General features: G+C 71.9%; 20 protein-coding genes. 9 read left to right on the forward strand and 11 right to left on the reverse strand.

Annotated elements, in window-relative coordinates:
* Positions 1-21 precede the first annotated feature (21 nt).
* The 5 genes from ACGFWE_RS12290 to ACGFWE_RS12310 form a co-directional block, all read right to left on the reverse strand.
* Positions 22-1311: an RNA polymerase sigma factor gene (locus ACGFWE_RS12290; protein ID WP_352383669.1), complete on the reverse strand. Its 1290-nt coding sequence runs from the start codon at positions 1309-1311 to the stop codon at positions 22-24.
* Positions 1312-1458: 147 nt separating this feature from the next.
* Entirely contained in the window at positions 1459-3363 is a 1905-nt protein-coding gene (dnaG, locus tag ACGFWE_RS12295) for a DNA primase (RefSeq protein ID WP_393599682.1), read from the reverse strand.
* Positions 3364-3392: 29 nt separating this feature from the next.
* Positions 3393-4658 (reverse strand): NAD(P)/FAD-dependent oxidoreductase, encoded by a 1266-nt coding sequence (locus ACGFWE_RS12300; protein ID WP_393599684.1) that lies wholly within the window; start codon positions 4656-4658, stop codon positions 3393-3395.
* Positions 4659-4814: 156 nt separating this feature from the next.
* Positions 4815-6056 carry a deoxyguanosinetriphosphate triphosphohydrolase gene (locus ACGFWE_RS12305; protein WP_352383675.1) on the reverse strand — a complete coding sequence of 414 codons (1242 nt, stop codon included), beginning with the start codon at positions 6054-6056 and terminating at the stop codon, positions 4815-4817.
* Between the two features lie 42 nt (positions 6057-6098).
* Positions 6099-6872, reverse strand: coding sequence for a sirohydrochlorin chelatase (locus ACGFWE_RS12310; RefSeq protein ID WP_393599686.1), 774 nt, complete (start codon positions 6870-6872; stop codon positions 6099-6101).
* Positions 6873-7107: 235 nt separating this feature from the next.
* Between ACGFWE_RS12310 and ACGFWE_RS12315 the strand changes: the two genes are divergently transcribed.
* A complete protein-coding gene (locus tag ACGFWE_RS12315; RefSeq protein WP_352383679.1) occupies positions 7108-7794 on the forward strand; it encodes an ElyC/SanA/YdcF family protein in 687 nt (228 codons plus the stop codon).
* Positions 7795-7908: 114 nt separating this feature from the next.
* Entirely contained in the window at positions 7909-9990 is a 2082-nt protein-coding gene (locus ACGFWE_RS12320; protein ID WP_393599688.1) for a molybdopterin oxidoreductase family protein, read from the forward strand.
* 230 nt (positions 9991-10220) lie between these two features.
* Here the strand turns inward: ACGFWE_RS12320 and ACGFWE_RS12325 are convergent, their stop codons facing one another.
* Positions 10221-10643 (reverse strand): gamma-glutamylcyclotransferase family protein, encoded by a 423-nt coding sequence (locus ACGFWE_RS12325; protein ID WP_393599690.1) that lies wholly within the window; start codon positions 10641-10643, stop codon positions 10221-10223.
* 143 nt (positions 10644-10786) lie between these two features.
* On the opposite strand from ACGFWE_RS12325, the gene ACGFWE_RS12330 reads away from it, so the two are divergent.
* Positions 10787-12442: a M4 family metallopeptidase gene (locus tag ACGFWE_RS12330; RefSeq protein ID WP_352383684.1), complete on the forward strand. Its 1656-nt coding sequence runs from the start codon at positions 10787-10789 to the stop codon at positions 12440-12442.
* A gap of 67 nt (positions 12443-12509) precedes the next feature.
* Here the strand turns inward: ACGFWE_RS12330 and ACGFWE_RS12335 are convergent, their stop codons facing one another.
* On the reverse strand, positions 12510-13091 hold the full coding sequence (locus ACGFWE_RS12335) for an NADPH-dependent FMN reductase (RefSeq protein WP_393599692.1): 582 nt from the start codon (positions 13089-13091) through the stop codon (positions 12510-12512).
* Between the two features lie 276 nt (positions 13092-13367).
* Between ACGFWE_RS12335 and ACGFWE_RS12340 the strand changes: the two genes are divergently transcribed.
* Together ACGFWE_RS12340 and ACGFWE_RS12345 are read left to right on the forward strand one after the other, a co-directional pair.
* On the forward strand, positions 13368-13889 hold the full coding sequence (locus ACGFWE_RS12340) for a hypothetical protein (protein ID WP_352383688.1): 522 nt from the start codon (positions 13368-13370) through the stop codon (positions 13887-13889).
* 112 nt (positions 13890-14001) lie between these two features.
* On the forward strand, positions 14002-14628 hold the full coding sequence (locus ACGFWE_RS12345) for a class F sortase (protein WP_393599694.1): 627 nt from the start codon (positions 14002-14004) through the stop codon (positions 14626-14628).
* Here the strand turns inward: ACGFWE_RS12345 and cpt are convergent.
* Positions 14612-15157, reverse strand: a complete 546-nt coding sequence (gene cpt / locus ACGFWE_RS12350; RefSeq protein WP_352383691.1) for a chloramphenicol phosphotransferase CPT — start codon at positions 15155-15157, stop codon at positions 14612-14614. The two genes, ACGFWE_RS12345 and cpt, sit on opposite strands and share 17 nt — an antisense overlap.
* A 419-nt stretch (positions 15158-15576) precedes the next feature.
* Here cpt and ACGFWE_RS12355 point away from each other — a divergent pair, with 419 nt between their 5' ends.
* The 3 genes from ACGFWE_RS12355 to nirD are packed head-to-tail and all read left to right on the forward strand — an operon-like array spanning position 15577 to position 19741.
* Positions 15577-16791: an FAD-dependent oxidoreductase gene (locus tag ACGFWE_RS12355; protein WP_352383693.1), complete on the forward strand. Its 1215-nt coding sequence runs from the start codon at positions 15577-15579 to the stop codon at positions 16789-16791.
* The gene (gene nirB, locus ACGFWE_RS12360; RefSeq protein ID WP_352383695.1) at positions 16791-19394 is read left to right on the forward strand and encodes a nitrite reductase large subunit NirB; all 2604 of its coding nucleotides are present in this window, start codon (positions 16791-16793) and stop codon (positions 19392-19394) included. The genes ACGFWE_RS12355 and nirB overlap by 1 nt, the downstream gene beginning before the upstream one ends.
* Entirely contained in the window at positions 19391-19741 is a 351-nt protein-coding gene (gene nirD, locus ACGFWE_RS12365) for a nitrite reductase small subunit NirD (protein WP_352383697.1), read from the forward strand. Before nirB ends, nirD begins: the two co-directional genes overlap by 4 nt.
* Before the next feature lie 96 nt (positions 19742-19837).
* Here the strand turns inward: nirD and ACGFWE_RS12370 are convergent, their stop codons facing one another.
* The 3 genes from ACGFWE_RS12370 to ACGFWE_RS12380 form a co-directional block, all read right to left on the reverse strand.
* On the reverse strand, positions 19838-20113 hold the full coding sequence (locus ACGFWE_RS12370) for a hypothetical protein (protein ID WP_352383699.1): 276 nt from the start codon (positions 20111-20113) through the stop codon (positions 19838-19840).
* A complete protein-coding gene (locus ACGFWE_RS12375) occupies positions 20110-24519 on the reverse strand; it encodes a Hint domain-containing protein (RefSeq protein WP_393599698.1) in 4410 nt (1469 codons plus the stop codon). Before ACGFWE_RS12375 ends, ACGFWE_RS12370 begins: the two co-directional genes overlap by 4 nt.
* 152 nt (positions 24520-24671) lie before the next feature.
* Positions 24672-25604 (reverse strand): FG-GAP-like repeat-containing protein, encoded by a 933-nt coding sequence (locus ACGFWE_RS12380; RefSeq protein ID WP_352383703.1) that lies wholly within the window; start codon positions 25602-25604, stop codon positions 24672-24674.
* Between the two features lie 204 nt (positions 25605-25808).
* Here ACGFWE_RS12380 and ACGFWE_RS12385 point away from each other — a divergent pair, with 204 nt between their 5' ends.
* Complete coding sequence (locus ACGFWE_RS12385; protein ID WP_393599700.1) at positions 25809-26459, forward strand: LysE family translocator; 651 nt, start codon at positions 25809-25811, stop codon at positions 26457-26459.
* The last annotated feature ends 93 nt before the right edge of the window (positions 26460-26552 follow it).

The raw sequence follows: 26552 nt of genomic DNA on the forward strand, positions 1-26552 counted from the left end.
TTGGGAAACGGCCCCCTTTCCTCAGTCCAGATAGCCCCGCAGCTGATCCGCGAAGGCGTGATCCCGCAGCTTGTTCAGAGTCTTCGACTCGATCTGGCGTATCCGCTCCCGGGTCACTCCGAAGATCCGCCCGATCTCCTCCAACGTACGCGGCCGCCCGTCGGCCAGGCCGTACCGGAGTTGGACCACCTTGCGCTCACGCTCGCCCAGGGTCGACAGCACCGCTTCCAGATGCTCCCTGAGCAGCAGGAACGCCGCAGACTCCACGGGACTCGCCGCGTCGCCGTCCTCGATGAGGTCACCGAGGGCCACGTCGTCCTCCTCGCCCACGGGGGCGTGCAGGGACACCGGTTCCTGGGCCAGGCGCAGGACCTCGCTGACCCGTTCCGGAGCGAGGTCGAGCTGGTTCGCGACCTCTTCCGGGGTCGGTTCGTAGCCGCGCTCCTGGAGCATCCGGCGCTGGACGCGGACGACCCGGTTGATCAACTCGACGACGTGGACCGGGACCCGGATCGTGCGGGCCTGGTCGGCGAGGGCCCGGGACATGGCCTGGCGGATCCACCAGGTCGCGTAGGTGGAGAACTTGTAGCCGCGGGCGTAGTCGAACTTCTCGACCGCGCGGATCAGGCCCAGGTTGCCTTCCTGCACCAGGTCGAGCATGGTCAGGCCGCGGCCGACGTACCGTTTCGCGACGGACACGACGAGCCGCAGGTTCGCCTCGATGAGGCGGCGCTTGGCCATCCTGCCCAACACGACCAGCCGGTCCAGGTCGAGCGCCAACTGGCTGTCCAGGTCGGGGGTGTTGGTCAGTTTCTCCTCGGCGAACAGGCCGGCCTCGACCCGGCGGGCGAGGTCGACCTCCTCGGCCGCGGTGAGCAGCGGGATGCGGCCGATCTCCCGCAGGTACTGGCGGAACAGGTCCGAGGACGGGCCGCCGGTGTCGACGCGGCCGCGGGGCGGCTCGGGCGGTTCGACCGGTTCGGTCTCCACGTTCGCGAGGACTTCGGCGGGCGGGGTGTCCGGTTCCGCCTCGGGGTGGTGCGCGACACGGTTCTGCGGGGGCACCGCGACGAGAACGTCGGGCTCGGCGTCCTGCTCTGTCGTGTCGTCCGTACTGTTCTGGGTCTGTGTGAGGGTCTGGGTCTGCACGGGGGCGACCTCCAGGATGATCGCTGCCAAGGAGGGCGGCAGCGGTACTTCGGGGGCGGAGTCGGCGGCCTCGCCGCTGTCCGTCCCGTACGCGATGAGCGGAACCGCGGGGGTCTGGGACCCGTTGGGGACGGATCGGCCGCGCTCCGAGGACTCAGGCACCGGAACCCAGTGTGGAGTACGACACATCACCGCCACGAGGGGCGTGCGGTGACTTTTTGAGTCCGGTCCGTGACCGGGTGGTTACTCCGCCCTGCGCGTGGGCGGCCCTGCGGGACACGAACCCGCTGATCAGGGGTGGCGCACGACTCAGAGGGCGGAGGGGCCCTCGTCCTGGAGGGCGCGGTCGTAGCGGGTAAGGATCATCATCTCGTTCTGGACGGCGGCCGACTGGGCCGGATCCGTGTGGCCGAGCCGGGTCAGGACACTCTGGAGTTCGGTGAGCCGACGGGCGACGGCCCTGCGGCGGACCGTGACCAGTTGTTCGCCGGCGTAGTTCTCGTCGACCGTGCGCCGCATGATCGCCTCGACGGCCAGCTCCGTGACCATCGCGCGGACCGCGTCGTCGGGGGCGGCCTCACGGACCCGCACGAGGTAGTCCTGGGAGTCCTGGACGCCGTACTCCGCGCCGCCCGCGTCCATGATGGCCTGGCGGACGGCGGCGTAGGGCGGGGCGGTGAACTCGTCCATGCCGTACGCGTCGAAGGCCGGGGAGACCAGTTCGGGGCGCTGCAGGGCGAGTTTGAGCAGCTCGCGCTCGGTGGCGTAGACGGGGTTGCGCAGGGTGAGGGCCGGGCCGGAGACGGCGGGCCGGTGGACGGTGTCGTACTGCCGCTGCTGCGGGCCGCGTCCCGAGGGGGCCGGTCCCTTGCCGCCGCGGTCGCGGGCCCACCGGGCCAGCTGGGCCACCCGCTTGACCACGAACTGGGTGTCGAGGATGCCGAGCATGCCGGCGAGCTGGACGGCGACCTCGTGCTGGGCGCCGCTGTTCTTGATGCGGGCGACGATCGGGGCGGCCTCGTCCAGGGCGGCGGCGCGGCCGGCGGGGGTGTCGAGGTCGTAGCGGACGACGATCTGGCGCAGTGCGAACTCGAAGAGCGGGGTGCGGGGTTCGACCAGGTCGGCGACCGCGTCGTCGCCCTTGGCGAGGCGCAGGTCACAGGGGTCCATGCCGTCCGGGGCGATCGCGATGTAGGTCTCGGCGGCGAACTTCTGGTCGTCCTCGAAGGCGCGCAGGGCGGCCTTCTGGCCGGCCGAGTCGCCGTCGAAGGTGAAGATCACGCGGGCCGAGCCGTTGTCCATGAGGAGCCGGCGCAGGATCTTGATGTGGTCGGTGCCGAAGGCGGTGCCGCAGGTGGCGATGGCGGTGGTGACGCCGGCGAGGTGGCAGGCCATGACGTCGGTGTAGCCCTCGACGACGACCGCGCGGGACGCCTTGGCGATGTCCTTCTTCGCGAGGTCGATGCCGTAGAGGACCTGGGACTTCCGGTAGATCGCGGTGTCGGGGGTGTTGAGGTACTTGGGTCCGTTGTCCGCCTCGTAGAGCTTTCTCGCGCCGAAGCCGACGACGTCCCCGCCGATGTCGCGGATGGGCCACATCAGACGGCCGCGGAAGCGGTCGATGGGGCCGCGGCGGCCTTCCTGGGCCAGACCGGACAGGAGGATCTCCTTGTCGCTGAAGCCCTTGCCGCGCAGGTAGCGGGTGAGGTGGTCCCAGCCCTGGGGGCTGTAGCCGACGGAGAAGTGCCTGGCCGCGTCCTGGTCGAAGCCGCGCTCGGCGAGGAACTGGCGGCCGGTGTCGGCCTCCGGGCTGGTGGCCAGCTGCTCCATGTACCAGTCGGCGGCGATCTTGTGCGCCTCGACCAGGCGGATGCGCTCGCCGCGCTGGTGGGAGGGGTTGTAGCCGCCCTCCTCGTACCGCAGGGTGATGCCGGCCTGGGCGGCCAGGCGCTCGACCGACTCCGAGAAGGTGAGGTGGTCGACCTTCATCACGAACGTGATGGTGTCGCCGCCCTCCTGGCAGCCGAAGCAGTGGAAGAGGCCCTTGCTCGGACTGACCTGGAAGGACGGCGACTTCTCGTCGTGGAAGGGACACAGGCCCTTGAGGTTGCCACCGCCCGCGTTGCGCAGCTGGAGGTACTCGGACACCACGGCGTCGATCGGGACCGCGTCCCGTACCGCCTTCACGTCCTCGTCGTTGATCCGTCCTGCCACGCGTGAAGTCTACGGGGATGTGCTGACACCTACGGGACGAGGCTGACGAGGGGAACGTGCGGGTCCGCCAGCGCCTCGGTGTCCACCTGAGCCCCGGATCGGATCAGGTTCTGGATCGGCTCCGTGACGTCCCACACGTTGACGTTCATCCCGGCCAGCACACGGCCCCGCTGCACCCAGAAGGCGATGAACTCCCGCTTCCCGGCGTCTCCCCGGATCACCACTTCGTCGTACGAGCCGGGGGGCGCCCAGCCGCTGTACTCCATGCCCAGGTCGTACTGGTCGGAGAAGAAGTAGGGCACCCGGTCGTACGTCACCTGGCGGCCCAGCATCGCTCGCGCCGCCGCCGGGCCGCCGTTGAGCGCGTTGGCCCAGTGCTCGACGCGCAGCCGGTTGCCGAAGAGGGCGTGGTGGAAGGAGGCCACGTCGCCCGCCGCGTAGATGTCCGGGTCGGAGGTGCGCAGTTGTCCGTCCACGGCGATGCCGCCGCCGTGCGCCCGGTCCGCCAGGTCCAGTCCGGCCGCCTCCGCGAGGGCCACGCGCGGGGCCGCGTCGACCGCCGCGAGGACGTCGTGCGCGGGGTGCTCCTCGCCGTCGTCGGTCCGGGCCGCGAGGACCATGCCGTCCTGCCCGACGATCTCCGTCAGTCTGGCCCCGAAGTGGAAGCGGACGCCGTGCTCGCGGTGCAGCTCGGCGAAGAGGTTGCCGAGCTCGGGGCCGAGGACGGAGTGCAGCGGGGTCGACAGGGGCTCGACGACGGTGACCTCGGCGCCGTACTCCCGGGCCGCCGCCGCGACCTCCAGGCCGATCCAGCCGGCGCCGGCGATCACGAGGTGGCCGTTGTCCCTGCCCAGGGTGGCCAGGACGCCCTTGAGGCGCTCGGCGTGGGCGAGGCGGCGCAGATGGTGGACGCCCGCGAGGTCGGTCCCGGGGATGTCCAGCCGACGCGGCTCGGCGCCGGTCGCCAGCAGCAGCTTGTCGTAGCGGACGGCGGTGCCGTCCGCGCCGAAGCGGACCGTCTTCGCCGCGCGGTCGATGGCGTCCACGGTCTCGCCGAGGTGCAGCTCGATGTCGTGCTGCGCATACCAGGCGGGTTCGTGGACGAAGACGCTGTCGCGCTCCTCCTTGCCGAGGAGGTAGCCCTTGGAGAGCGGCGGGCGCTCGTAGGGGTGGTCGCGTTCGTCGCAGATCAGTATCACGCGGCCGGTGAAGCCCTCCGTCCGGAGCGTCTCGGCCGCCTTGGCGCCGGCGAGACCTCCTCCCACGATGACAAAAGTCTGATCCGCGTCGACCACTTGATTCCTCCTCGTAAGGGTGCCGCCCACATGGGAGCGTCCCGCACGGAGCGTGATGGGGGAAGAGGGAGTGGCCCGATCAGGCCACGGAGGGTCACATTCGGGCACGATTCATGTCACTCCGGACTTCTCCGCATGACTTCTGCCCCGCAAGCATCACAGGTGGTCCGTGAGACGGGCGTGAAGCGAACGCGCCGACGCGTCGGTGAGGGACGCGATCTGGTCGACGATCACCCGCTTGCGCGCGCGGTCGTCGGACGCCCGGTCGAACAGCGCGCGGAACTGCGGGTCGAGGCCGTCCGGGGCGCGGGCGGTGAGCGCCTCGGCGAGTTCGGCGACCACGATCCGCTGGTCGGCCCGCAGCCGCTCCTGCTCGGCGCGCTGCATGACGTACCGGTCGGCGACGGCCTTGAGGACCGCGCACTCCAGGCGGGTCTCGTGCGGTACGACGAGTTCGGCGCCGTACCTCGTGAGTCTCCCGGTGCCGTACCGCTCGCGCGTGGCGGCCTCGGCGGACAGGCAGAAGCGGCCGATGAGCTGGCTGGTGGCGTCCTTGAGGCGGGCCTGGGCCACGGCCGAGCCGTCATAGCCGTGCGGCCACCACGGCTGCTCCTGGAGGCGGTCCAGTGCGGCGGCGAGTTCGGCGGGGTCGGTGTCCTCGGGGACGTACCTGCCGAGAGCGACCTCGAAGACCGCCCGGCGTTCCGGTTCGGCGTGCAGGCAGTTGGGGTCGATGTGGCCCGCGTGCAGGCCGTCCTCGACGTCGTGGACCGAGTAGGCCACGTCGTCGGACCAGTCCATGACCTGGGCCTCGAAGGTGGTGCGGGCGTCGGGGGCGTCCTTGCGGATCCAGTCGAAGACGGGGCGGTCGTCCTCGTAGACGCCGAACTTGCGGGACGGGTGCCCGCCGCGGGGCCAGGGGTATTTGGTGGCCGCGTCGAGGGTGGCCCTGGTGAGGTTCAGCCCCACCGACCCCTCTTCGGTGAAGCGCTTGGGCTCGATGCGGGTCAGGAGCCGCAGGGACTGGGCGTTGCCCTCGAAGCCGCCGCAGTCGTCGGCGAATTCGTTGAGTGCCTGTTCGCCGTTGTGGCCGAAGGGAGGGTGGCCGAGGTCGTGGGCGAGACAGGCGGCCTCCACCAGGTCGGGGTCGCAGCCGAGGGCCGAGCCGAGTTCCCGGCCCACCTGGGCGCATTCCAGGGAGTGGGTGAGACGGGTGCGGGGGCTGGCGTCCCACGCCTGGCTGAGGGTTCCCGGGGTGACGACCTGGGTCTTGCCGGCGAGCCTTCTGAGCGCGGCGGAGTGGAGGATGCGGGCGCGGTCGCGTTGGAAGGCGGTGCGGCCGGGGCGCTTGTCGGGTTCTGGGGCCCAGCGTTCGGTTGACTGCAGGTCGTACGGCATGCCTCGACAGTACGGGCACGGACTGACAATTCGCCTGCTCCCTCAGGCAGCCGCGGTCGCCTGCCGCGCCCATGCCCGGTCGTAGCGGTGCAGGACCAGGTCCGCCATCGCGGGGTGCGTGCCCAGCGGGGCCGAGGCGATCCACGGCGCCTTCTGCGCACACTGGGTCGCGAACAGGCCCGGCGCCGTGAAGTAGGACGCCACCGCCACCCTGTCGCGGCCTCGCGCCGCCAGTGCGCGGATCGCGGTGTCGACCGTCGGGGTCGCCGCGGAGGCGTAGGCCGGGACCACGGGGACGCCCAGGCGGTCCGACAGGAGGTGAGCGGTGCGGCGGGTGTCCACGGCCGAGTCCGGGTCGCGGGAACCCGCCGCCGCGAGGACCACCGCACTGGTGCGGCGAGTCTCCTCGTCCGTGCTCCAGCCCGCCTCGGTCAGGCGGGCGTGCAGGGTCTCCACCAGCAGCGGGTGCGGGCCCAGCGGGGCGGCCACGCGGGTGCGTGCCGCGGCGGCCGCCGCCATCTCCGGGATGTCGCGCTTCACGTGGTAGCCGCGGGAGAGCAGGAGCGGGACCAGGACCGCCTCCGCCGTGCCCAGGGACGCCAGCGTGTCCGGGAGCAGCGGCTCGTTGAGTTCGATGTGGCCCAGGTGCACCGGCAGGCCGGGGCGCTGCTCGCGGACCCGGTCGAGGAGTTCGTGAACCGTCTTCAGGGTGCGCGGGTCACGGCTGCCGTGGGCCACCAGGACGAGCGCGGGCGGCTCGGCGCGGCGCCTGTCGTCGAGGGAGACGAGACTGGGCTGGCTGCTGATCCGGTTCATGGATCGATGGTCGCGGCCGGAGATTGCCTCCCCGTTTCCTGACAATGACGCGTCCTTTCCAACGGTTCACGCGGGCGGGCGGCAGGATGTGAGGCGTCATGACCTGTGCCATGACCCGTGCCATGACCTGGGGGTTAGCCCTCAAGAGTGAGCGTGGTCACGCGCCGGCGGACGAACCGATCGGCCTTTCGGGACGTCTCTGCTTGTCGAACAACCGACCGGGAGGGGCCGTCCGATGCGACTGCCGAGGGTACGCGGACCGCGTCTGCCACGCACGCGTACCGGGCGGCGCAGGCTCGTGCAGGCCGTGATGGCGGGATGTGTGCTGGCGCTGCTGCCGTCCACCTGGATGTACGTCGCGACGGACGGCCGGCTGCGGACGACGGCCGACGCGCCCCGCACCGAGGTGGCCGTGGTCTTCGGTGCCGGGCTGTGGGACGGCGAGCCGTCGCCGTATCTCGCCCACCGGCTCGACGCGGCGGCGAAGCTGTACCGGGACGGGCGGATCAAGGTCGTCCTCGTCACCGGTGACAACAGCCGCAGGGACTACGACGAGCCCGACGCGATGCGCGCCTATCTGACGCGGCACGGCGTCCCGGAGACCCGGATCGTCAGCGACTACGCCGGCTTCGACACCTGGGACTCCTGCGTCCGCGCCAAGAAGATCTTCGGTGTGGACAGGGCGGTCCTCATCAGCCAGGGGTTCCACATCCGGCGCGCGGTCGCGCTGTGCCAGGCGGCGGGCATCACGTCGTACGGCGTCGCCGTCGCCGGCAAGCACAACGCCACCTGGTACTACGGCGGTACGCGGGAGATCTTCGCGGCGGGCAAGGCGGCCGTGGACGTGGTCTTCCGGCCGGACCCGCGGTTCCTGGGACCGAAGGAACTGGGCGTGACGAAGGCGCTGGCCTCGGCGCGCTGACCTTGGGCGGGCCGCGTTCCTCACCGCTTGGGGATGTCACGGGGGAGGTCGCCGTCTTGGGCGCGTAACACGGAGCCTCCCCCGGCGTAACACGGCCGACGCACGCTGAAGGGCATGCAGAACTCCGCGACGCCCACGCACTGCCCGTACTGCGCCCTGCAGTGCGGCATGAACCTGACCCCCGCTCCGGACGGGACCGTCGAGGTGAGCGAGCGCGCGGATTTCCCGGTGAACCGGGGGGCGTTGTGCGGCAAGGGCCGCACCGCGGCCGCGGTGCTCTCGTCCCGGGTGCGTCTGACCTCCCCGTTGGTGCGCTCCGGGGGCACACTTGTGCCCGCCACCTGGGACGAGGCACTGGACCGGATCGCCGGGGAGTTGTCCCGCACGCGCACGGAGCATGGCCCGGACGCGTGCGGGGTCTTCGGCGGGGGCGGCCTCACCAACGAGAAGGCGTACACGCTCGGCAAGTTCGCGCGAGTCGTCCTCGGCACCTCTCAGATCGACTACAACGGGCGCTTCTGCATGTCGTCCGCGGCGGCCGGCGGGATGAAGGCGTTCGGCCTGGACCGCGGGCTGCCCTTCCCGCTGGAGGACATCCCGAAGTCCGGCTGTGTGATCCTCGTCGGCTCGAACCTCGCCGAGACCATGCCGCCGTCCTTGCGGTTCTTCACCGAACTGCGGGAGAACGGCGGCACGTTGATCGTCATCGACCCGCGCCGCACCAAGACCGCGGAGCAGGCCGACCTGCATCTGATGCCCCGGCCCGGCACGGACCTCGCCCTCGCGCTCGGGCTGCTGCACCTGGTGGTGGCGGAAGGCCTGGTCGACGAGGAGTACGTCAGCGAGCGCACGGTCGGCTGGGAGGACGCGCGGGCCGCCGCGATGGCCCACTGGCCGGAGTACGTGGAGCGGATCACCGGGGTGCCGGTGCCCCAACTCCGGGAAACGGTACGGCTGTTCTGTGAGCCGGAGTCCGCGATGGTGCTCACCGCGCGCGGGCCCGAGCAGCAGTCCAAGGGCACCGACACCGTGAGCGCGTGGATCAACCTGTGCCTGGCGACCGGGCGCGCGGGACGGCCGTACAGCGGCTACGGCTGTCTCACCGGGCAGGGCAACGGACAGGGCGGGCGCGAACACGGCCAGAAGGCCGACCAGTTGCCCGGCTACCGCAAGCTCGACGACCCGGCGGCGCGGGCTCATGTCGCCGAGGTGTGGGGCGTGGACCCCGACTCGCTGCCCGGACCGGGGCGCAGCGCCTACGAGTTGCTCGACGCGCTCGGCTCGGACATCAAGTCACTGCTGCTGATGGGTTCCAACCCGGTGGTGTCGGCGCCGCACGCCGCGCACATCGAGGAGCGCATCAAGTCCCTGGACTTCCTGGCCGTCTGTGACGTCGTGCTGTCGGAGACGGCGGCCCTCGCGGACGTGGTCCTGCCGGTCACGCAGTGGGCCGAGGAGACGGGCACGACGACCAACCTGGAGGGGCGGGTGCTGCTGCGCCGGCAGGCGATCACGCCGCCGGACGGCATCCGCAGCGACCTGGACGTCATGCACGAACTCGCCGACCGGCTCGGGGTGGAGAAGGGCTTCCCGACCGACCCCGAGGAGGTCTTCGAGGAGCTGCGCCGGGCGAGCGCGGGCGGCCCGGCCGACTACTCCGGGATCACCTACCGTCGGCTGGCGGAGGAGAACGGGGTGTTCTGGCCGTGCCCGACCGAGGACACGGCGGTGCACCCGGGCACCCCCCGCCTCTTCCTGGACCGCTTCGCCCACCCCGACGGCCGGGCCCGCTTCGTCCCCGTCTCGCACCGGGCGATCGCGGAGGAGCCCGACGCGGAGTACCCGGTGCTGCTGACGACCGGGCGGGTCGTGGCCCAGTACCAGTCCGGCGCGCAGACCCGCCGCGTGGACGAGCTGAACGCCGCGGCGCCGGGCCCGTTCGTGGAGCTGCACCCGCGGCTCGCGGAGCGGCTCGGGGCGGCCGAGGGCGACCCGGTGGCCGTGGTCTCGCGGCGCGGACGGGCCGTGGCACCGGCCCGCATCACGCTCGGCATCCGGCCCGACACGGTCTTCATGCCCTTCCACTGGTACGGCGAGGGCCGCGCCAACACCCTCACCAACCCGGCACTGGACCCGACGTCCCGGATGCCGGAGTTCAAGGCGTGCGCGGTGCGGGTGGAGGCCGTCAAGTCGTAGGGGCGAGCGCCTGTTGGCTCGCGGGGGTGGAGGCGAACCGCTGGGTATGGGCTGCGGTGGTTCGCAGGGGCTGTGCGCCGGGGCGGACGCCGGGCGGCCGGTGGGCCACGGCAGACGCCGAGCCCGTACGCCGGGGCGGCGCCCTCCCTTCAGGACCGACGGCGACGGTCGAGGCCGGCCGGGGCCCCGTGCGGACCGTTCATTCACGCAGCCCGCACGGCTCGCACCGCTCAGCGGCCGGACAGCCAGTCGCCGCTCTCGATGAGCCTGCCGCGGGTGCGCAGACGGGCGGCGACGGGGGGCGCGGCCACGTACACCCACGCGCGCACGGCCCTGCCGTCGGCCGTCCTGGTCACCTCGCGTGCGACCCGTTCGTACAGGTTGCGCGGGTCGCCCGGGGTGTACTCCTCCAACTCGTCGAGGATGGCCAGGAGTTCGGCGTAGGCGTCGGTCCGCGGGGTGACGAGTTCCCCCATGACCTCTCCCCCGGCCCCCTCGACGGCGTACGGATAGCCGGGCCCGTCGTACAGCAGCGCGCCGGTGAGGCGGCCCGGTTCATCGGAGCTGATACGGCCGCGCAGGAAGAGGTCGTGGTTGGCCTCGCCGGGGCGGAGGGTGCCGTAGACGAAGAAGGGGAGGCTCGCAGGGGTCACAGAAACGATTCTCTCCTCCCTTCTCTCCTCCCTCAGATCTGCACGTGACGCGGTATGGACACGGCTTGTCATGACCTCTTAAATCTTCGACAACGTCCGCGCCACCCCCCACGCGCCCCGTTGGCGCCTTTCAGAGGAGACCGATGAGTCGGATACGGCCGTACGTCCGAGGTGCCCGTTCCCGTCGTCTCGCCACCGCCGGAGTGGCCGCCACCGCCGCCACCCTGCTGGCCGCCGCCCTCTCCCCCGCCGCCGGTGCGGCAGACAGGCCGACCAGGGCCACCGCGCTCGAGAACGCCGCCTCCGTCCTGGCCGACCGGGCCCCGGCGCTGGGGCTCACCTCCGCCCAGGGCACCAAGGTCCGTGACGTGATCGTCGACGCCGACGGCACACAGCACGTCCGCTACGACCGTACGTACCGCCAACTCCCGGTGCTGGGCGGCGACTTCGTGGTCCACCTGGCGGCGGACGGGGCGTACAAGAGCTCCTCGCGCGCCACGAGGAGCGCGATCTCCCTGTCGAGCGTCACTCCGGCCCTGTCCGCCCCGAAGGCGGCCGACCTCGCGGCGAACGCGCTGAAGGCGGCCAACCTCGGCGAGACGCTGAAGAAGCTGACCGCCAAGCCGCAGTTGGTCGTCGACGCGCTGCACGGGGCGCCGAAGCTGGCCTGGCGGACCGACGCCGCCGCGCAGGATTCCCTCGGCAACCCGGTCGCGCGCACCGTCCTCACGGACGCCCGCACGGGTGCGCAGATCGACGCCTGGGACAGCATCGAGCAGGCCGCAGGGGACGGGAAGTCGCTGTACAGCGGCACGGTCGCCGTGGAGACGACGCAGTCGGGATCGACGTACCAGCTCAAGGACGCGACGCGCGGGAACACGTACACCGGCGACGCGGCGAACAAGACCGACCTGTGCTTCCTGAACATCTGCTTCAGCCGGGCGCCCGCGACCCTGTTCACCGACGCCGACAACCACTGGGGCACCGGGGCGAGTTCGGACCGGGCCACGGCGGCGGTGGACGCGCAGTACGGGACCGACGTCACCTGGGACTACTACAAGAAGGTCCACGGGCGGAACGGGATCGGCGGGGACGGCAAGGGCTCCTACAACCGCGTCCACTACGGCAACAACTACAACAACGCGTTCTGGGACGACAGTTGCTTCTGCATGACGTACGGCGACGGTGACGGGACGCAGCTCGGTCCGCTGGTGTCGCTGGACGTGGCCGGCCACGAGATGTCGCACGGCGTGACGTCGAAGACGGCGGCGCTGACGTACTCGGGCGAGTCGGGCGGGCTCAACGAGGCGACCTCCGACATCTTCGGCACGCTGGTGGAGTTCTACGCGGGCAACTCCTCGGACGCCGGCGACTATCTGATCGGTGAGAAGATCGTCCGCTCCGGCTTCGGACGGGACGCCCTGCGCTACATGGACAAGCCCTCCAAGGACGGCAGCTCCGCGGACTCCTGGAGCAGTTCGGTCGGCAACCTCGACGTCCACTACTCCTCCGGCGTCGCGAACCACTTCGCGTACCTGCTGGCGGAGGGCAGCGGACCCAAGACCATCAACGGCGTCAGCTACAACTCCCCCACCTCCAACGGCTCCACGGTCACCGGCATCGGCCGCGACAAGCTGGGCGCCATCTGGTACCGGGCGCTGACGGTCTACATGACCTCCTCGACGAACTACGCGGGGGCGCGGACGGCCACCCTGAACGCGGCGAAGGACCTGTACGGCGCGGGCAGCACGGAGTACAACGCGGTGGCGGCGGCCTGGAGCGCGGTGAACGTGAACTGAGAGCCCTCGCGTGGGACACGGCCGCCCCGGGTTCCGGGGCGGCCGTTCCCGTCGGGCCCGGAGAGCGTCACTTGCCGTAGGGCTGGTCGGCCCTCCCCGCCCTCAGCACCCTCCCCCACCACACCAACTGGTCCAGCATCGTCTTGGCCGCCGCGTCCGGGCCCGACGGGTCCTTCAGGCGGCCCTCGGTGAAGGAGCCTCCCGCGTTGTGGAAGCTCACCGTGTCCCGGACCGTCACCGCGTGCAGTTCGGCGAAGACCTGGCGCAGGTGCTCGACGGCTCGCAGGCCGCCCGAGATGCCGCCGTAGGAGACCAGGGCCACCGGCTTGGCCTGCCACTCCGTGAAGTGCCAGTCGACCAGGTTCTTCAGGCCGGCCGGGTAGCTGTGGTTGTACTCGGGGGTGAGGACGACGAAGGCGTCCGCCGAGGCGAGCTTGGGGGTCACCGAGGCGAGGGCGGCGGCCGCCCCGGGGGTCGGGGCCATGGACATGGGCAGGTCGGCCTCGGCCACGTCCACGACGTCCGCGACCAGGTCGTCGCGGTCGCGGAGGCGGTCGAGGAGCCAGTCGGCGACCACGGGACCGAAGCGGCCGTGGCGGTTGCTGCCGATGACCAGGGTGACGCGGAGAGGTGCGGTGTCTGTCTGCATGAGGGACAGCCTGATACCTCGACCAAAGTTGAGGTCAAGGGCGGACCGCGGCCGGTGGGTCACCCGTTCACACGCGCACCCTGCGCCCTTCGGGTTCTCTTCCGCGACCTGCCCGCCGCACGCCGATGACCTGCTGAAACTCCGGCCGACCCGGCCCGGGGCACAGCGATCTGACACCCATTCACCGCATTTCTGACGCCCCCTCAGGGAGCGGACTCGGCCCACTGCCACTTACCTCGAAGGCACAGGGACCCTCCGAGAGCTCGAAGGAGCACCATGCGCCCCACCACCCGCCTGCTGACCGGCAGCGCGCTCGCCGTCGCCGCCGCGGGTCTCGTCTGTGCGCCCGCGTACGCCGGGGACACGGGCGGGCTCGAGGTGTTCCCGTCCTCCGTGGTGCCGGGCGGGCAGGTCACCGTGAACACGGCGGCGTGCGGGGACGGCGGTACGGCGGCGGGGGACGCCAGCGCGGTGGGCGCGGGCACCTTCACGCTGGCGCCCGGCACGCACGAGGGTGACGCGATCGGGCAGTTCCGGGTGCCGCCGAGCGCGCAGCCGGGGACGTACGAGATCGTCGCGACCTGTGCGCAGGGCGACCGGCGGGTGACCGGCGACCTGGTGGTCACGCTGACGTCCCAGCGTCAGCCGGTGTATCCCAGGGGAAGTGTGAAGACGGGGGTCGGTGGCGCTCTGGGCCCCGATCCCGTGCAGACCGCGGCCGGCGTGGCGGCTCTCGCCGTCGCCGCCGCGGGCGGTACCTGGCTCCTGCATCGCCGGGCGAGAGGCGACGGGATCTGACGGACACCCTCCGCTGTCCGTCCGCCGGTACCGCATGTCCCCTCCCCCTCCGGGTCCGACGCCCCTCGCGGCCCGGAGGGGGACGGGCCGGCCAGCCGTAGAGGAGGCTCCTGTGCGCAACCGCAGCTTGGGCAACACCGCCATAGCGGGCGTCACCGTGGTGGCCCTGTGCAGCGGCGCGTGGCTGCTGCGCAGCGGCGCCGAGACGCACCCCCCGCCGCAGCCGTCGGCCGCCGAGGCGCACACGGACGGGGACAGCGGGCGGTCCGCCGCGCCCGCCCTGCCGCCGTCCCCGCCCGACCGTGTCCGCATCCCCGCGATCCATGTGGACGCGCCGCTGACGGCCCTGGCCCTGACGGCGAGCGGCAGCCTCGACGTGCCGCCCGCCGCGAAGAAGAACCTCGCCGGCTGGTACGAGGCCGGCACCACCCCCGGTGAGACGGGCACCGCGATCGTCGCCGGTCACGTCGACAACGCCGAAGGACCCGCCGTCTTCTACGACCTCGGTGCCCTGCGCAGGGGCAGCGCGATCGAGGTGGACCGGCGCGACGGAAGCGTCGCGGTGTTCACGGTGGACGCGGTCGAGGTGTACGACGCGAAGGACTTCCCCGACGAGAAGGTGTACGGCGCCGCGAAGCGGCCCGAGCTGCGGGTGATCACCTGCGGCGGGGGCTACTCGCGCTCGACCGGCTACCGGGGGAACGTGGTGGTGTTCGCGCACCTCACGGGGAGCCGCTGACGACCGCCTCGGCGATGATGCGCGCGCAGTCCGAGGACCCGGTGCGGCTGGTGTCGACCTCGATGTCGTAGACCACGCCCTGGTGGACGCTCTCCGCCTGCTTCTCGGCCATCCCCGGGACCCGGTCGCCCCGCGCGAGCTCGCGGCCCGCGGCGACGGCGGCCTCGCAGCGCACACCGACCCACAGGACCTCCAGTTCGGCCAGGGCGTGTCGCCAGCGTTCCTGGGAGTGCGGGCCGCCGAGGAAGACGTCGTCGACGACGACCCGGGCACCCGCGCGGGCGGTCGCGGCGAGGCCCGCCATCCAGGCCGCCTCCAGCCGCGTGAAGTCCGCCCCCACGCTCACCCCGCCGTCCGCCGTGATCTCCAGGCCCGCGTCCCCCTCCTGCAGGGCCGGGGGCATCGAGTCGACGAAGTCGTCGATGCTGAAGGCCAGCCACGGTTCGGGCAGCACGGTCTGAAGGGAGCGGGCGATGGCTGTCTTGCCCGAGCTGGAGCCGCCGTTGAGCACGATCACCTGAGTCGTCACGGCGTCACGGTAGCGGCAGGGGAGCCGTTGTTCGTACGCAATATCCGCGACTTGCGCGAAGACGAGGGCCCCCAGGACGGCCGACGCGGCGGCCGGCTGCCACCGGACGGCGCCCGGTCGAGCGGATCTCGCCGGTGTTCCCGCGCCGGTCCGGCAGCCGACGTCCCCGGCGGCCGGGAGGCCGGGCAGCGGGACCGGATCGCGGTCAGCGGCCCGTCGGGCGTGATCGCGGCCCCGGACGACGGGATACATGCAGGTCCCACCCACCCGGCCCGCCCGGGGGACGGAGTCCTCACAGCGCACCCCCGCCGCGCGCCCCGAACCCTCACACCCGCCCCCGGCCCCAGCTGAGGGCAGCGTTCCTCGCGGGAAACAGAGGTGATGCGGTCGGGTAACACCCGCAACGCACGCTCGTGGACATGACCTCGAATACGCGTGTGGTGGTGATCGGCGCCGGGCTCGCGGGCGTCCGGCTCGCCCGGCGGCTCGGCGAGCTCGGCACGCCCGTGACGCTGATCGGCGAGGAGGAGCACCGCCCGTACAACCGGGTGCTCCTCGCCGAGGTGCTGGCCGGGCGGTACACCCCCGACGTGATCGCGCTCCCGACGCCGGCCGCGCTGACCCGTGCCCGGGTCACCGGCATCGACCGCGGGGCACGGACCGTCGAATGCGCGGACGGTTCGAAGATCGCATACGACCGGCTGGTCCTGGCCACCGGCTCGAACCCGGTACTACCGCCGCTGCGCGGGCTGTTCACCGCCGACCACGAGCTGCCGCGGGGCGTCCACGCCTTCCGCACCATGGACGACTGCCTGGGTCTGTCCGAGGCGGTCCGGCCGGGAGTGAAGGCGGTCGTGATCGGCGGCGGCCTCCTCGGGGTCTCCGCGGCCCGCGCGCTCGCCCAGCGCGGCGCCCAGGTCATCCTGGCCCAGCAGTCCGAGCGGCTGATGGAGCGCCAGCTCGACCCGAGCGCGTCCAAGCTCGTCCGGCGCCACCTCGGGGACCTCGGCGTCGAGGTCCACACCGATCTGCGCGTGCGTGACGTGCGCTGTGTCGGCGGCGCGGTCCGCTCGGTCGAGATGGCCGACGGATACGCGCTGGACGCCGAGATCGTGGTCCTGGCCTGCGGGGTCCACCCCCGTATCGGCCTCGCGCAGACCGCCGGCCTCGACGTCCGCAAGGGGATCGTCGTCGATGACGAACTGCGCACCTCCGACCCGCACATCCACGCGATCGGCGACTGCGCCCAGCACGACGGCAACGTCTACGGGCTCGCCACCCCGGCTCTGGAACAGGCCGACGCACTCGCCGAGTTGCTCTCCGGCCGGACGAACGCCCGCTACACCGGCACCCGTTCGCTGACCCGGCTCACGCTCGCCGGACAGACCGCCTTCGACCTGGCCGCGTTCGGCGAGACCGAGGCGCTCCCGGGCGACGACGTCGTCCAGCTCACGGACGCCACCCGCGGCACCTACCGCAAGGTCGTCGTCCGCGACGACCGCCTGGTCGGCGGGGTCCTCGTCGGCGAACTCGGCACCGTCGGCGCGCTCGCCCGCGCCTGGGAGGGAGCAGAGCCGCTGCCCTCCGCCGGCGGACCGCTGCTCCACCTGCTCACCAACGATGGAGGCTCCTGATGACCGCCAGCCCGGAGGCCATGGAGGCCACCCCCACGATCGTGCTCGTCGGCCACGGCATGGTCGGCCAGCGCTTCCTCGAAGCACTCGCCGAGCGCGGCATGACCGCCACGCACCGGGTGGTCGTGCTGTGCGAGGAGCCGCGTCCCGCGTACGACCGCGTCGCGCTCACCTCGTACTTCTCGGGCAAGACGCCCGAGGAACTGTCCGTGACGGACATGGAGTTCATCGAGACGCACGGCATCGAGCTGTACGTCGGTGACCCGGCCGTCGCGGTCGACCGCGAGGCGAAGAAGGTCACCGCGAGGTCCGGGCAGGTCTTCGCGTACGAGACCCTGGTCCTCGCCACCGGCTCCTACCCCTTCGTGCCGCCGGTCCCGAACAAGGACGCCAAGGGCTGCTTCGTCTACCGCACGATCGAGGACCTCCTCGCCATCGAGGAGTACGCGAAGACCCGCACCACCGGTGCCGTGGTCGGTGGCGGTCTGCTCGGTCTGGAGGCGGCCGGTGCGCTGAAGGGTCTCGGACTGACCTCCCACATCGTGGAGTTCGCGCCGCGGCTGATGCCGGTGCAGGTCGACGAGGGCGGCGGCGCGGCCCTGCTGCGCACCATCGAGGAGATGGGCCTGAGCGTCCACACCGGAGTGGGCACGCAGGAGATCGTGGTCGACGAGGCCGGTGCCGTCACCGGCATGAAGCTCTCCGACGGCAGCGAACTCGCCACCGAGCTGGTGGTGTTCAGCGCCGGTGTCCGGCCCCGCGACCAGCTGGCCCGCGACTGCGGCCTCACGGTCGGCGAGCGCGGCGGCATCGCGGTCGACGAGCAGTGCCGTACCGTCGCCGACCCGCACGTCTTCGCGATCGGCGAGTGCGCGCTGGCCGCCGACGGCCGGGTGTACGGCCTGGTGGCCCCCGGTTACGAGCAGGCCGAGACGGCGGCGGCGACCATCGCCTCCGACGAGGCCGCCTTCCTGGGCGCCGACCTCTCCACCAAGCTGAAGCTGCTCGGCGTGGACGTGGCGTCCTTCGGTGACGCGCACGGGGCGACCGCGGACTGCCTGGACGTCGTCTACTCCGACTCCCGCGCGGGCCTGTACAAGAAGCTGGTCATCGGCCGGGACGGCACGCTGCTCGGCGGCATCCTGGTCGGCGACGCGGAAGCGTACGGCACGCTGAAGGCGTTCACAGGTTCGGTCCCGCCGGTCAAGCCCGAGTCGCTGGTCCTGCCGGCCGGGGCCGGGGAGTCCGTCCAGCTCGGCCCGACCGCGCTGCCGGACGACGCGATCATCTGCTCCTGCAACAACGTCCGCAAGGGCACCATCCGCGCCGCGGTCACCGACCACCAGTGCACCACCGTGCCCGAGGTGAAGAAGTGCACCAAGGCCGGTACCACGTGCGGCAGTTGCGTCAAGGTGCTCGGCCAGCTGGTCACCGCGGAGCTGGAGGCGTCCGGCGTCGAGGTCGACAAGGGCCTGTGCGGCTGCTTCTCGCAGACCCGCGAGGAGCTCTACGAGATCGTCCTCGCCCTGCGCATCAACACCTACCAGGACCTGCTGGACCGCTACGGCCGCGACGGTGCCAAGGGCGGCGACGGGTGCGAGATCTGCAAGCCGGCGGTCGGTTCGATCATCGCCTCCCTCGCCCCGACGATCGGCGCGAGCAACTACGTCCTGGACGGCGAGCAGGCCTCCCTCCAGGACTCCAACGACCACTTCCTCGCCAACATCCAGAAGAACGGCTCCTACTCGGTCGTCCCCCGCATCCCCGGCGGTGAGATCACCCCGGAGGGCCTCATCGTGATCGGTGAGATCGCCCGCGACTTCGGTCTCTACACGAAGATCACCGGCGGTCAGCGGATCGACATGTTCGGCGCCCGCGTCGAGCAACTCCCCCTCATCTGGACCCGGTTGGTGGACGCGGGCTTCGAGTCGGGCCACGCCTACGGCAAGTCGCTGCGCACGGTGAAGTCCTGCGTCGGCCAGACCTGGTGCCGCTACGGCGTCCAGGACTCGGTCCGCATGGCGATCGACCTGGAGCTGCGCTACCGCGGTCTGCGCTCCCCGCACAAGCTCAAGTCGGCGGTCTCCGGCTGCGCCCGCGAGTGCGCCGAGGCCCAGTCGAAGGACTTCGGCGTGATCGCCACGGCGAGCGGCTGGAACCTCTACGTCGGCGGCAACGGCGGCGCGACCCCGCGCCACGCGGACCTGCTGGCCCAGGACCTCACCGACGCCGAACTGATCAAGCTGATCGACCGGTTCCTGATGTTCTACATCCGCACGGCGGACCGGCTGGAGCGCACCTCGACCTGGCTGGAGCGCATCCCCGGCGGCCTGGACCACGTCCGTGACGTGGTCGTGGAGGACTCCCTCGGCATCTGCGAGGAGTTGGAGTCCCTGATGACGGCCCACGTGGCGCACTACGCCGACGAGTGGGCCACCACCATCAACGACCCCGAGAAGCTCGCCCGGTTCGTGTCCTTCGTGAACGCCCCGGACACCCCCGACCCGGTCGTCGGCTTCGTCCCGGAGCGCGAGCAGATCAAGCCCGACCTGCCGCTGCTGACCATCGGCCACCGTCCCCTGGAAGGAAGCGCCCAGCGATGACCCTGGCACTCGAGACCACCGACCTCAAGGTCGAACTCCAGCTGAACGGCGACTGGTTCGCGGTCTGCGAGCTGGCCCGCCTGCTCCCCGGCCGCGGAGTGGCGGCCCTGCTGCCCGACGGCCGGCAGGCGGCCCTGTTCCGCGACCGCGCGGGCAATCTGTACGCCATCGACAACCGCGACCCCTTCGGCGGCGCGGCGGTCCTCTCCCGCGGCCTGACCGGCACCCACCAGGGCCGCCCGTTCGTGGCCTCACCGCTGCTGAAGCAGCGGTTCGACCTGGAGACCGGGCAGTGCCTGGACGACGAGTCGGTCAGGATCACGACGTACGAGGTGCGGGCGGCGTAACCGGGCGGAGTTCGCTCCCGCCCGTATGAACACGGAAGGGGCGGTCACCTTCGGGTGACCGCCCCTGTTCTCATGCTCCGTGCCGTCTCCGTCCCCTCAGGACGGCGGCGTCTCCCGGACCATGAGCGGGCCGACGATCGCGTCCAACTCCGCGTCCGTGAGGGGGCCGCCGGTGCCCAGGCCCTCCCAGCGTTCCATTTCCCGGAGGCGTTCGACCGGGACGTGGTAGGCGCTGAAGAAGTGGACCATGAGCTGGAAGACCTTGAAGTCGTCCCCCATCTCCCGCATCACCCAGCGCGCGGCCTCGGAGGCCGGACGGCCTTCCTCGCCGAGCCGGCGCAGGCCGGCCACGATCGCGGTTCGGTCGGTCACCTTCTGAACACCACCTTCACCGCTGTGTACTCGCCGGGCGAACCGACGGTCGACTCGATCTCCACCTTGGTGAAGCCGTACTTTACGGCCATCTTCCCGGTGAAGGTCGCCCGGGCGGCGTCCTCCGGGGAGAGCATGTTCTGGATGCCGGCGTTGAAGCTGTCGAGGTTGTCCCGAAGCCCGCTGTTCCAGGTGCCCCGGACCCCTTCGGCGTCCTTGGCCAGGGCGTTCATGGCGTTGACGAACATCTCGCCGCCGGTGGGCGCCGTCGCCTCCGTGCCGTCCTTGACGACCTCGACAGCGGTGTTGAGGATGCCCTTGCTGTCGATGGAGGCGAGGATCGCGGTGCCGTTCTCGTAGATCTCGGAGTACTCGCCGCAGGTGTTGTGCACCAGGACGTCGAGGTCGGTCGCGTAGTAGGTGTGGTCGGCCTCCACCTCGAAGTTGAACACCTCGGCCGGACCCGGCAGTTCGGAGACGCCGTCCACGGCGACCGTCGTACCGTCCCGCTTCTCCAGCCGATCGCCCGGCTCGAGATCGCCCGCGTCGACCCAGCCCTTGCCCTTGACCTGGAAGGGGTGGCCGGGCGTTGCCCGCACGTGGCGGCCGCCGGCGTCGATCCGCACCAGGCCGTCGGCGGTGCGGTGGAAGAGCTGGGTGACCCTGCGCAGGGTCTGCTTGCCCGTGACCGGATCGGCGGCCCAGACCCGGTCCCCGACCTTGATGTCCTCGATCTTCTTGGTGCCGTCGGCCGTGGCGATGGGTGTGCCCGGCGGGAAGCACTGCCCGGCGGCGGCCGCCTTCGCGGCCCGGCCGGTCTTGGTGAGGTTGGCCAGCGCGTCGGCGGTCAGACCGGAGCCGCGCAGGTCGTAGATGGCCTGGTCCAGGCCGATACCGGTCCGCATGGCCGCGCGCAGTGCGACGACGTACCGCGAGGCGACCTTCAGCAGGGGCGGCACCACGATGCTGCCGATCGCCCAGGCACAGTCGCCGCCGGTGCCTCCCGAACCGGTGAAGACCAGGCGGGCGCAGCCGACGAAGTCCTGGACCATGCCGTAGGCGACGGTCTTGAGGATCTCGGCGGTCAGCTTCCAGCCGTCCACGTGGATCTGGTCGTCGTAGGTGAAGTCGATCGGCTTGCTGTCGAGGTAGTCGGCGGTGTAGCTGCCGATGCACTCGACGGCGGTGGCATGGGGCAGCGGGCAGGTCAGGACCAGGTAGATCATGGTCCCGGTGATGTGATGCGTGACGTTGATCTCGCAGCCGACGTCGCTGCCGCTGTGCGTGCCGGTGCACATGCCGTCCGAGGAGATGGTGTCCTGGACCCCGTACGGCTGGGCGATCACGCCCTGCGCGCCGGCCGGTCCGGTCTCGCTCATCCGGACGGTCTCGCTCTGCGCGTTCGCCGCAGTCTCCGCCCGGGTGGCGGCGGCCTCGGCCTCGGTGGCGGCCTCCTGGGCGCGGGCCGCGGAGGCTTCGGCGGCGGTGGCGTCCGCTTCGGCCCGGTCGGCGACACCACTGGCGGTGGTGGCGTCGGCTTCGGCCTCGCTGGCGGCGGAGCGCGCGGAGGCGGCGTCGGTCTCGGCGGCGTCCGCCGAGGCCCGGGCGTCGTCCGCGTAGCCGCTCGCGGCGGTGGCGGCGCCGGCGGCGGCTGCCGCGTCGGCGGTGGCCTGCTGGTCGTACGCGACGGTGTTCGCCTCGGACTTGACGGCCGCCTTGGCGTCGGCGGCCGCGTCGGCCGCCGAGGCGCGGGCCTGGGCGAGCGACTTGGTGGCCTTGGCCGCCGACTCGGCAGCGGCGGCGGCGGCCACCGCGGCGGCCTTGGCGTCGGCACTGGCCTGGGCGGCGAGCGCGGCGGCCTCGGTGGACGCCTTCGCCGCCTGGGCGGCCTTGGCCTGGGCCAGTGCCGCCTGCTGCTCGGAGGCCGTCTTCGCGGCCTGCCCGGACAGGACGGCCAGGCCGGCCGAGGAGTCGGTCTCCTGGTACGGGGAGCCCAGTTCGATGGCGTCGTTGGCGGGCTTGATCACCTGGGCCGCCGCGTCGCGCGCGGCCAGTGCGGCCTGCGCGGTGGCGTAGGCGAAGCCGGCGGTCTGGACAGCTGTGGCGGCGGCCGCGTTGGCCTCCACACGGGCGATGGCCGCGTTCGCCTTGGCCTCGGCGGCCTTCGCCTTCGCCGTGTCGGCGAGGGCCTTGGCGACACGGACGTTCTCCGCTGCCGCACCCGAGGCGGCGATAGCGTCGGCGGCGGCCGCGTGGGCCTTCTGCACCGCCGCGTGGGTGATCGCCACGTCGCGCTGCGCCGCGTCGGACGCGGCCTTGGCACGGGCGGCCGCCGCGTCGGCGCGGATCGAGGCCTCGCGGGCGTTCGCGGCCGCCGTGGTGGCGTCGTTGGCCGCGGAGCGTGCCGCGCGGGCGGCGTCCCCGGCCTCGTTGGCGGCGGTACGGGCCCGGGTCGCGGCGGCACGGGAAGCGGAGGCCGCGTCGGTGCCCTCGTCGGCGGCGGCACGGGACTCCGCGGCGTCCGCCCGGGCGGACAGGGCGTCCTCGGTGTCCTCGGCGTTGACCGCGTTGTCCCGGGCAACGGTGGCCCGGCGTTCGGCGGCCAGCGCCTCGTCCTTCTTCGCGGACGCGGTGCCGCCGGCGGTCTGCGCGGCGCTCAGCTTGTCCGCCGCGACCTGCCGCTGGGTCTGGGCCCGCTGGTTGGCGTCGGCGGCCTTGGCCCGCTCGGAGGCGGCGATGTCCTTCTGCGCCTTGGCCTTGTCGCGTTCGGCCTCGGCGGTGGCCCGCTTGGCCCTGGCATCGGCGGCCGCGGCCTTCGCGGTGGCCTCGGCGGCCTCCGCCTTCACCCGGGCGGCCTTGGCCTTGGCCGCGTTCTCGGCGGCCTTGGTGGCCTGTACGGCGGCACCGTCGGCGGCGGCCTTCGCCTGGGCGGCGGCCTCCTCGGCGGCGGCACGCCGGAACTCGGCGGCGGAGGCGTGCGCCTGGGTCTTGGCCAGCGCCATCAGCGTCTTGCTGTCGGCGGCCGATGCGCGGGTCGCGTTGGACGCCGTTTCGGTGGCCTTGGCGACGGCTGTCGCGGCGGCGGCCGAGGCCTTGGTGACCTGGACGGCCTGCTGCCCGTAGAGCAGCCCCCGGCCGCGCGGCAGACCGGCCGCGTCGGCGACGGCATAGGCGTCGGTCTGCGCGGCGGTGGCCTTGGCGGCCTGCGTCTGGGCGGACTGGGCGGCCCGTGAGGCCACGTACAGCCGGCCGAGCGCCATGGCCTGGGCCTTGACGATATCGGCGGCGACCTTGGTGAACTCGGCGGCGTCCGGGTAACTGCTGTTGGTGGTGGGCTGCTTGAGCCAGTAGGCCTGCCAGTCGGCGAGCCGGCTCGCGATGGTCGACTGGCCGAGCGCCTCGCCGAGCGCCTGGGTGGCGACCTGGAGGTCACCGTTGGCGGCGGCCTCGGCGGCGAGGATGCGGTCGCGCTGTGTCTTCTGGCCGGAGATCTCGGCCTGCCACTCGGTGGACGCGACGACGGTCTCGGCGGTCAGGACCTTGTGCGGGTCGATCGGGTTGCTGGTGGTGCACGAGGCGAAGCGCGCCTTCAGCGCCTCCACGTCGATCCGGAACTCGACCGAGTCCGGGTCGGGGGCGGTGGTGGGGAAGCCGCCGTTCTGCAGGAAGATCCGGGCGTCGTCGGCGTACATGGGGTGCATGAACTGCATCTCCCACTTCCACGCCGACCAGTCGTCGTAGTCCTCGTAACGGTCCTCGGAATAACGGCTGTTGACGATGCCGGTGACCGCGTCCACCGAGTCCTGCCCGGCCACGGGCGCCTGGTTCGTGTGGAAGAGGTCGTACTCGGACTGCCAGAACTGGTCGGCGATCCAGCCGGAGAGGCCGGTGGTGGCGAAGGGGTTGTCCTTCTGCTCGATCCACTGGAAGCCGGTGTACGTGTAGCTGGCGGGCGGGGTGACGTTGAGGGAGGTCTCCCAGACCTTGTGCCGGTCGTAGAGCTCGTCCATCTTCGCGGACGCGGTCGCCTTGTCCTTGTCGTAGGCGACGGCCAGCGGGGGTGCGGGGGTCTTGTAGTACTCCGGATCACCGGCCGTCAGGAGGTCGGCGTCCGTGCCGGCCAGACCGGTGCGGGCGACCGCTTTCATCTCCTGCCCGCCCCGGCGCTGCATGATGTTCATCAGGCACTGGGCGTCGCGGATCTTGACGGCCTGGTCGAAGTCGTAGCCGGTCGCCGGATCGACACCGGTGGCGGCGGCCGGGCGGGTGGGCGTGGGCGCGGCGGGCTGCGCGGTGGAGCCCAGGAGCGCGACGGAGCAGACGACCGCGGTGGTCGACAGGAACCTCTTCAGCAGAGGGTGCCCGCGGCGGGCACGTGACTGTGCCGGGGGCGCGTTGGTACGCATCGTCAGTGGTCAGCCTTCTGGGGTGGGCCGGACCGGGGTCACGCCCGGGGCGAGCGCCGCGGGTGCGGGCTCGGCAGGGCGGGTTGCCGGGGTCGGCCGGGAGGATGAGGGACTACAGGCGTGCCGAACGGTGATCGGCGTGAAGCGCCGTTCTAGAAGAGGGTGTTGAAGGCGTTCCAGCCGCTGGTGCCGATCTGGACGCGGGCGGCGAAGGGCGCGGTGGAGGTGCCGGTGCCTTTGAAGAGCCAGAGGGCCCCTGCCGTGTCACGCGCGATGAGGTCGGCCTTGCCGTCGCCGTCGTTGTCGCCGGTGGAGACGAGCGCGTTGTACGCCTGCCAGCCGCTGCCGACGCTGACGCGGGTGCCGAAGACGGCGTCGGCGGTGGCGTTACCGGTGCCGGGGTAGAGGTAGAGGGCCCCGGCGGGCGTACGGGCCAGAAGGTCGTTCTTGCCGTCGCCGGTGTAGTCGCCGTACCCGGCGAGGATGTCGAGGGCGTTCCAGCCGCTGGTGCCCGCCCGGACCTTGGCGGCGAGGGTGCCGTCGGCCTTGCCCTGGTAGAGCCACAGGGCGCCGGCGCTGTCGCGGGCCAGGAGGTCGGGCTGGGCGGTGCCGCCGAGGTTGCCGGGGGACATGAGGAGGTTGAACTGGTCCCAGCCGCTGCCGATGAGCCTGGTCTCGGTGGAGCGTTCGGCGGTGTAGTAGAGGGCGTTGCCCATCCGGATGTAGAGGTCGCTGCGGGAGCCGCTCTCGGAGTTGTTGGCGCGGACGATGGCGGTGGCTGCGCTGAAGCCCGCTCCGAGATCCAGAGCGGCCTTGACGCCACCGGTGCCCTTGGGCTCGTACGTCAGCAGGTGGCCGTCCGAGGTACGGCGTACCAGCAGGGGCAGCATCGGCGCGGAGCCTGCGACGGTCCGGACGTCGCCGCCGTCCGCCGCGGTGGCGGTCACCGTCGTCGGCGCGGAGCCGGCCGACCACAGCGCTGCCGTGGCGACAACCGCGGCCAGGGCGGTGGCGGTGCAGAGTCTCGCGACGGTGGTGCGGGTGGTGCGCGGTCTTCTGCGCGCGAACCGTATGGGCGTGGTCATGCCCGATCAACTCCCCGTTTTTGATGTGCACATGGACTGAAAAGGAGCCATGGCCCGTGCACTGTACGAGGCGGTCGGGGCTGCTGTGAAGAAGTTTTGGACGAGACATGGGGAGATCGTGACGAGCGCGGCGGCACCCCACCTCGGGGTCCACCGGCGGAAATCCCCTGGAGGGCGCCGGGCCCCCGTGCTTGCATGGGCGCCATGGTGTCCACCGACCGTCTTCTCGCCTTCGCGGCCATGTCCTTCCTGCTGATCGTGGTGCCCGGACCCAGCGTGCTGTTCGTGATCGGCCGGGCGCTCGCGCAGGGCCGGCGGGCTGCCCTGACCACGGTGGCCGGGAACACGGTCGGCGCGTACGTGCTGGTGCTCGCCGTTGCGTTCGGGGTCGGCTCGGTCGTGGAGCGCTCGGTGCTGGTCTTCACCACGCTCAAGCTCGCCGGTGCCGCCTACCTCGTGTACCTGGGCGTCAAGGCGTGGCGCGGACGCGGCTCGCTGCGCGCGGCGTTCGCCGAGGACGTGAAGGCGGCCGCGGAGAGGCACGGCGGTCTGCGTACCTTCGGGGAAGGGTTCGCGGTCGGCGTGACCAACCCCAAGACCATCGTGTTCTTCGCCGCCGTACTGCCGCAGTTCGTCGACCGCGGCCAGGGACATGTGACCGCGCAGATGCTGCTGCTCGGGCTGGTGTTCAACGTCATCGCGCTGGTCTCCGACGCCGTGTGGGGGCTGGTCGCGGCGACCGCGCGGGGCTGGTTCGCCCGCTCGCCGCGCCGCCTGTCCCTGGTGGGCGGGGTCGGCGGACTGACGATGATCGGGCTGGGTGTGACGGTGGCGGTGACCGGCCGCAAGGACTGAAGGGAAGGGGCCTGAGAGCTCAGACCTTCAGGGCGTCGTAGGTCACCCCCGTGAGCTCCTCCGAGGCGGCCCAAAGGCGTCACCACCGTCTGA

The sequence above is a fragment of the Streptomyces sp. NPDC048523 genome (assembly GCF_043199815.1).
Lineage (GTDB): Bacteria > Actinomycetota > Actinomycetes > Streptomycetales > Streptomycetaceae > Streptomyces.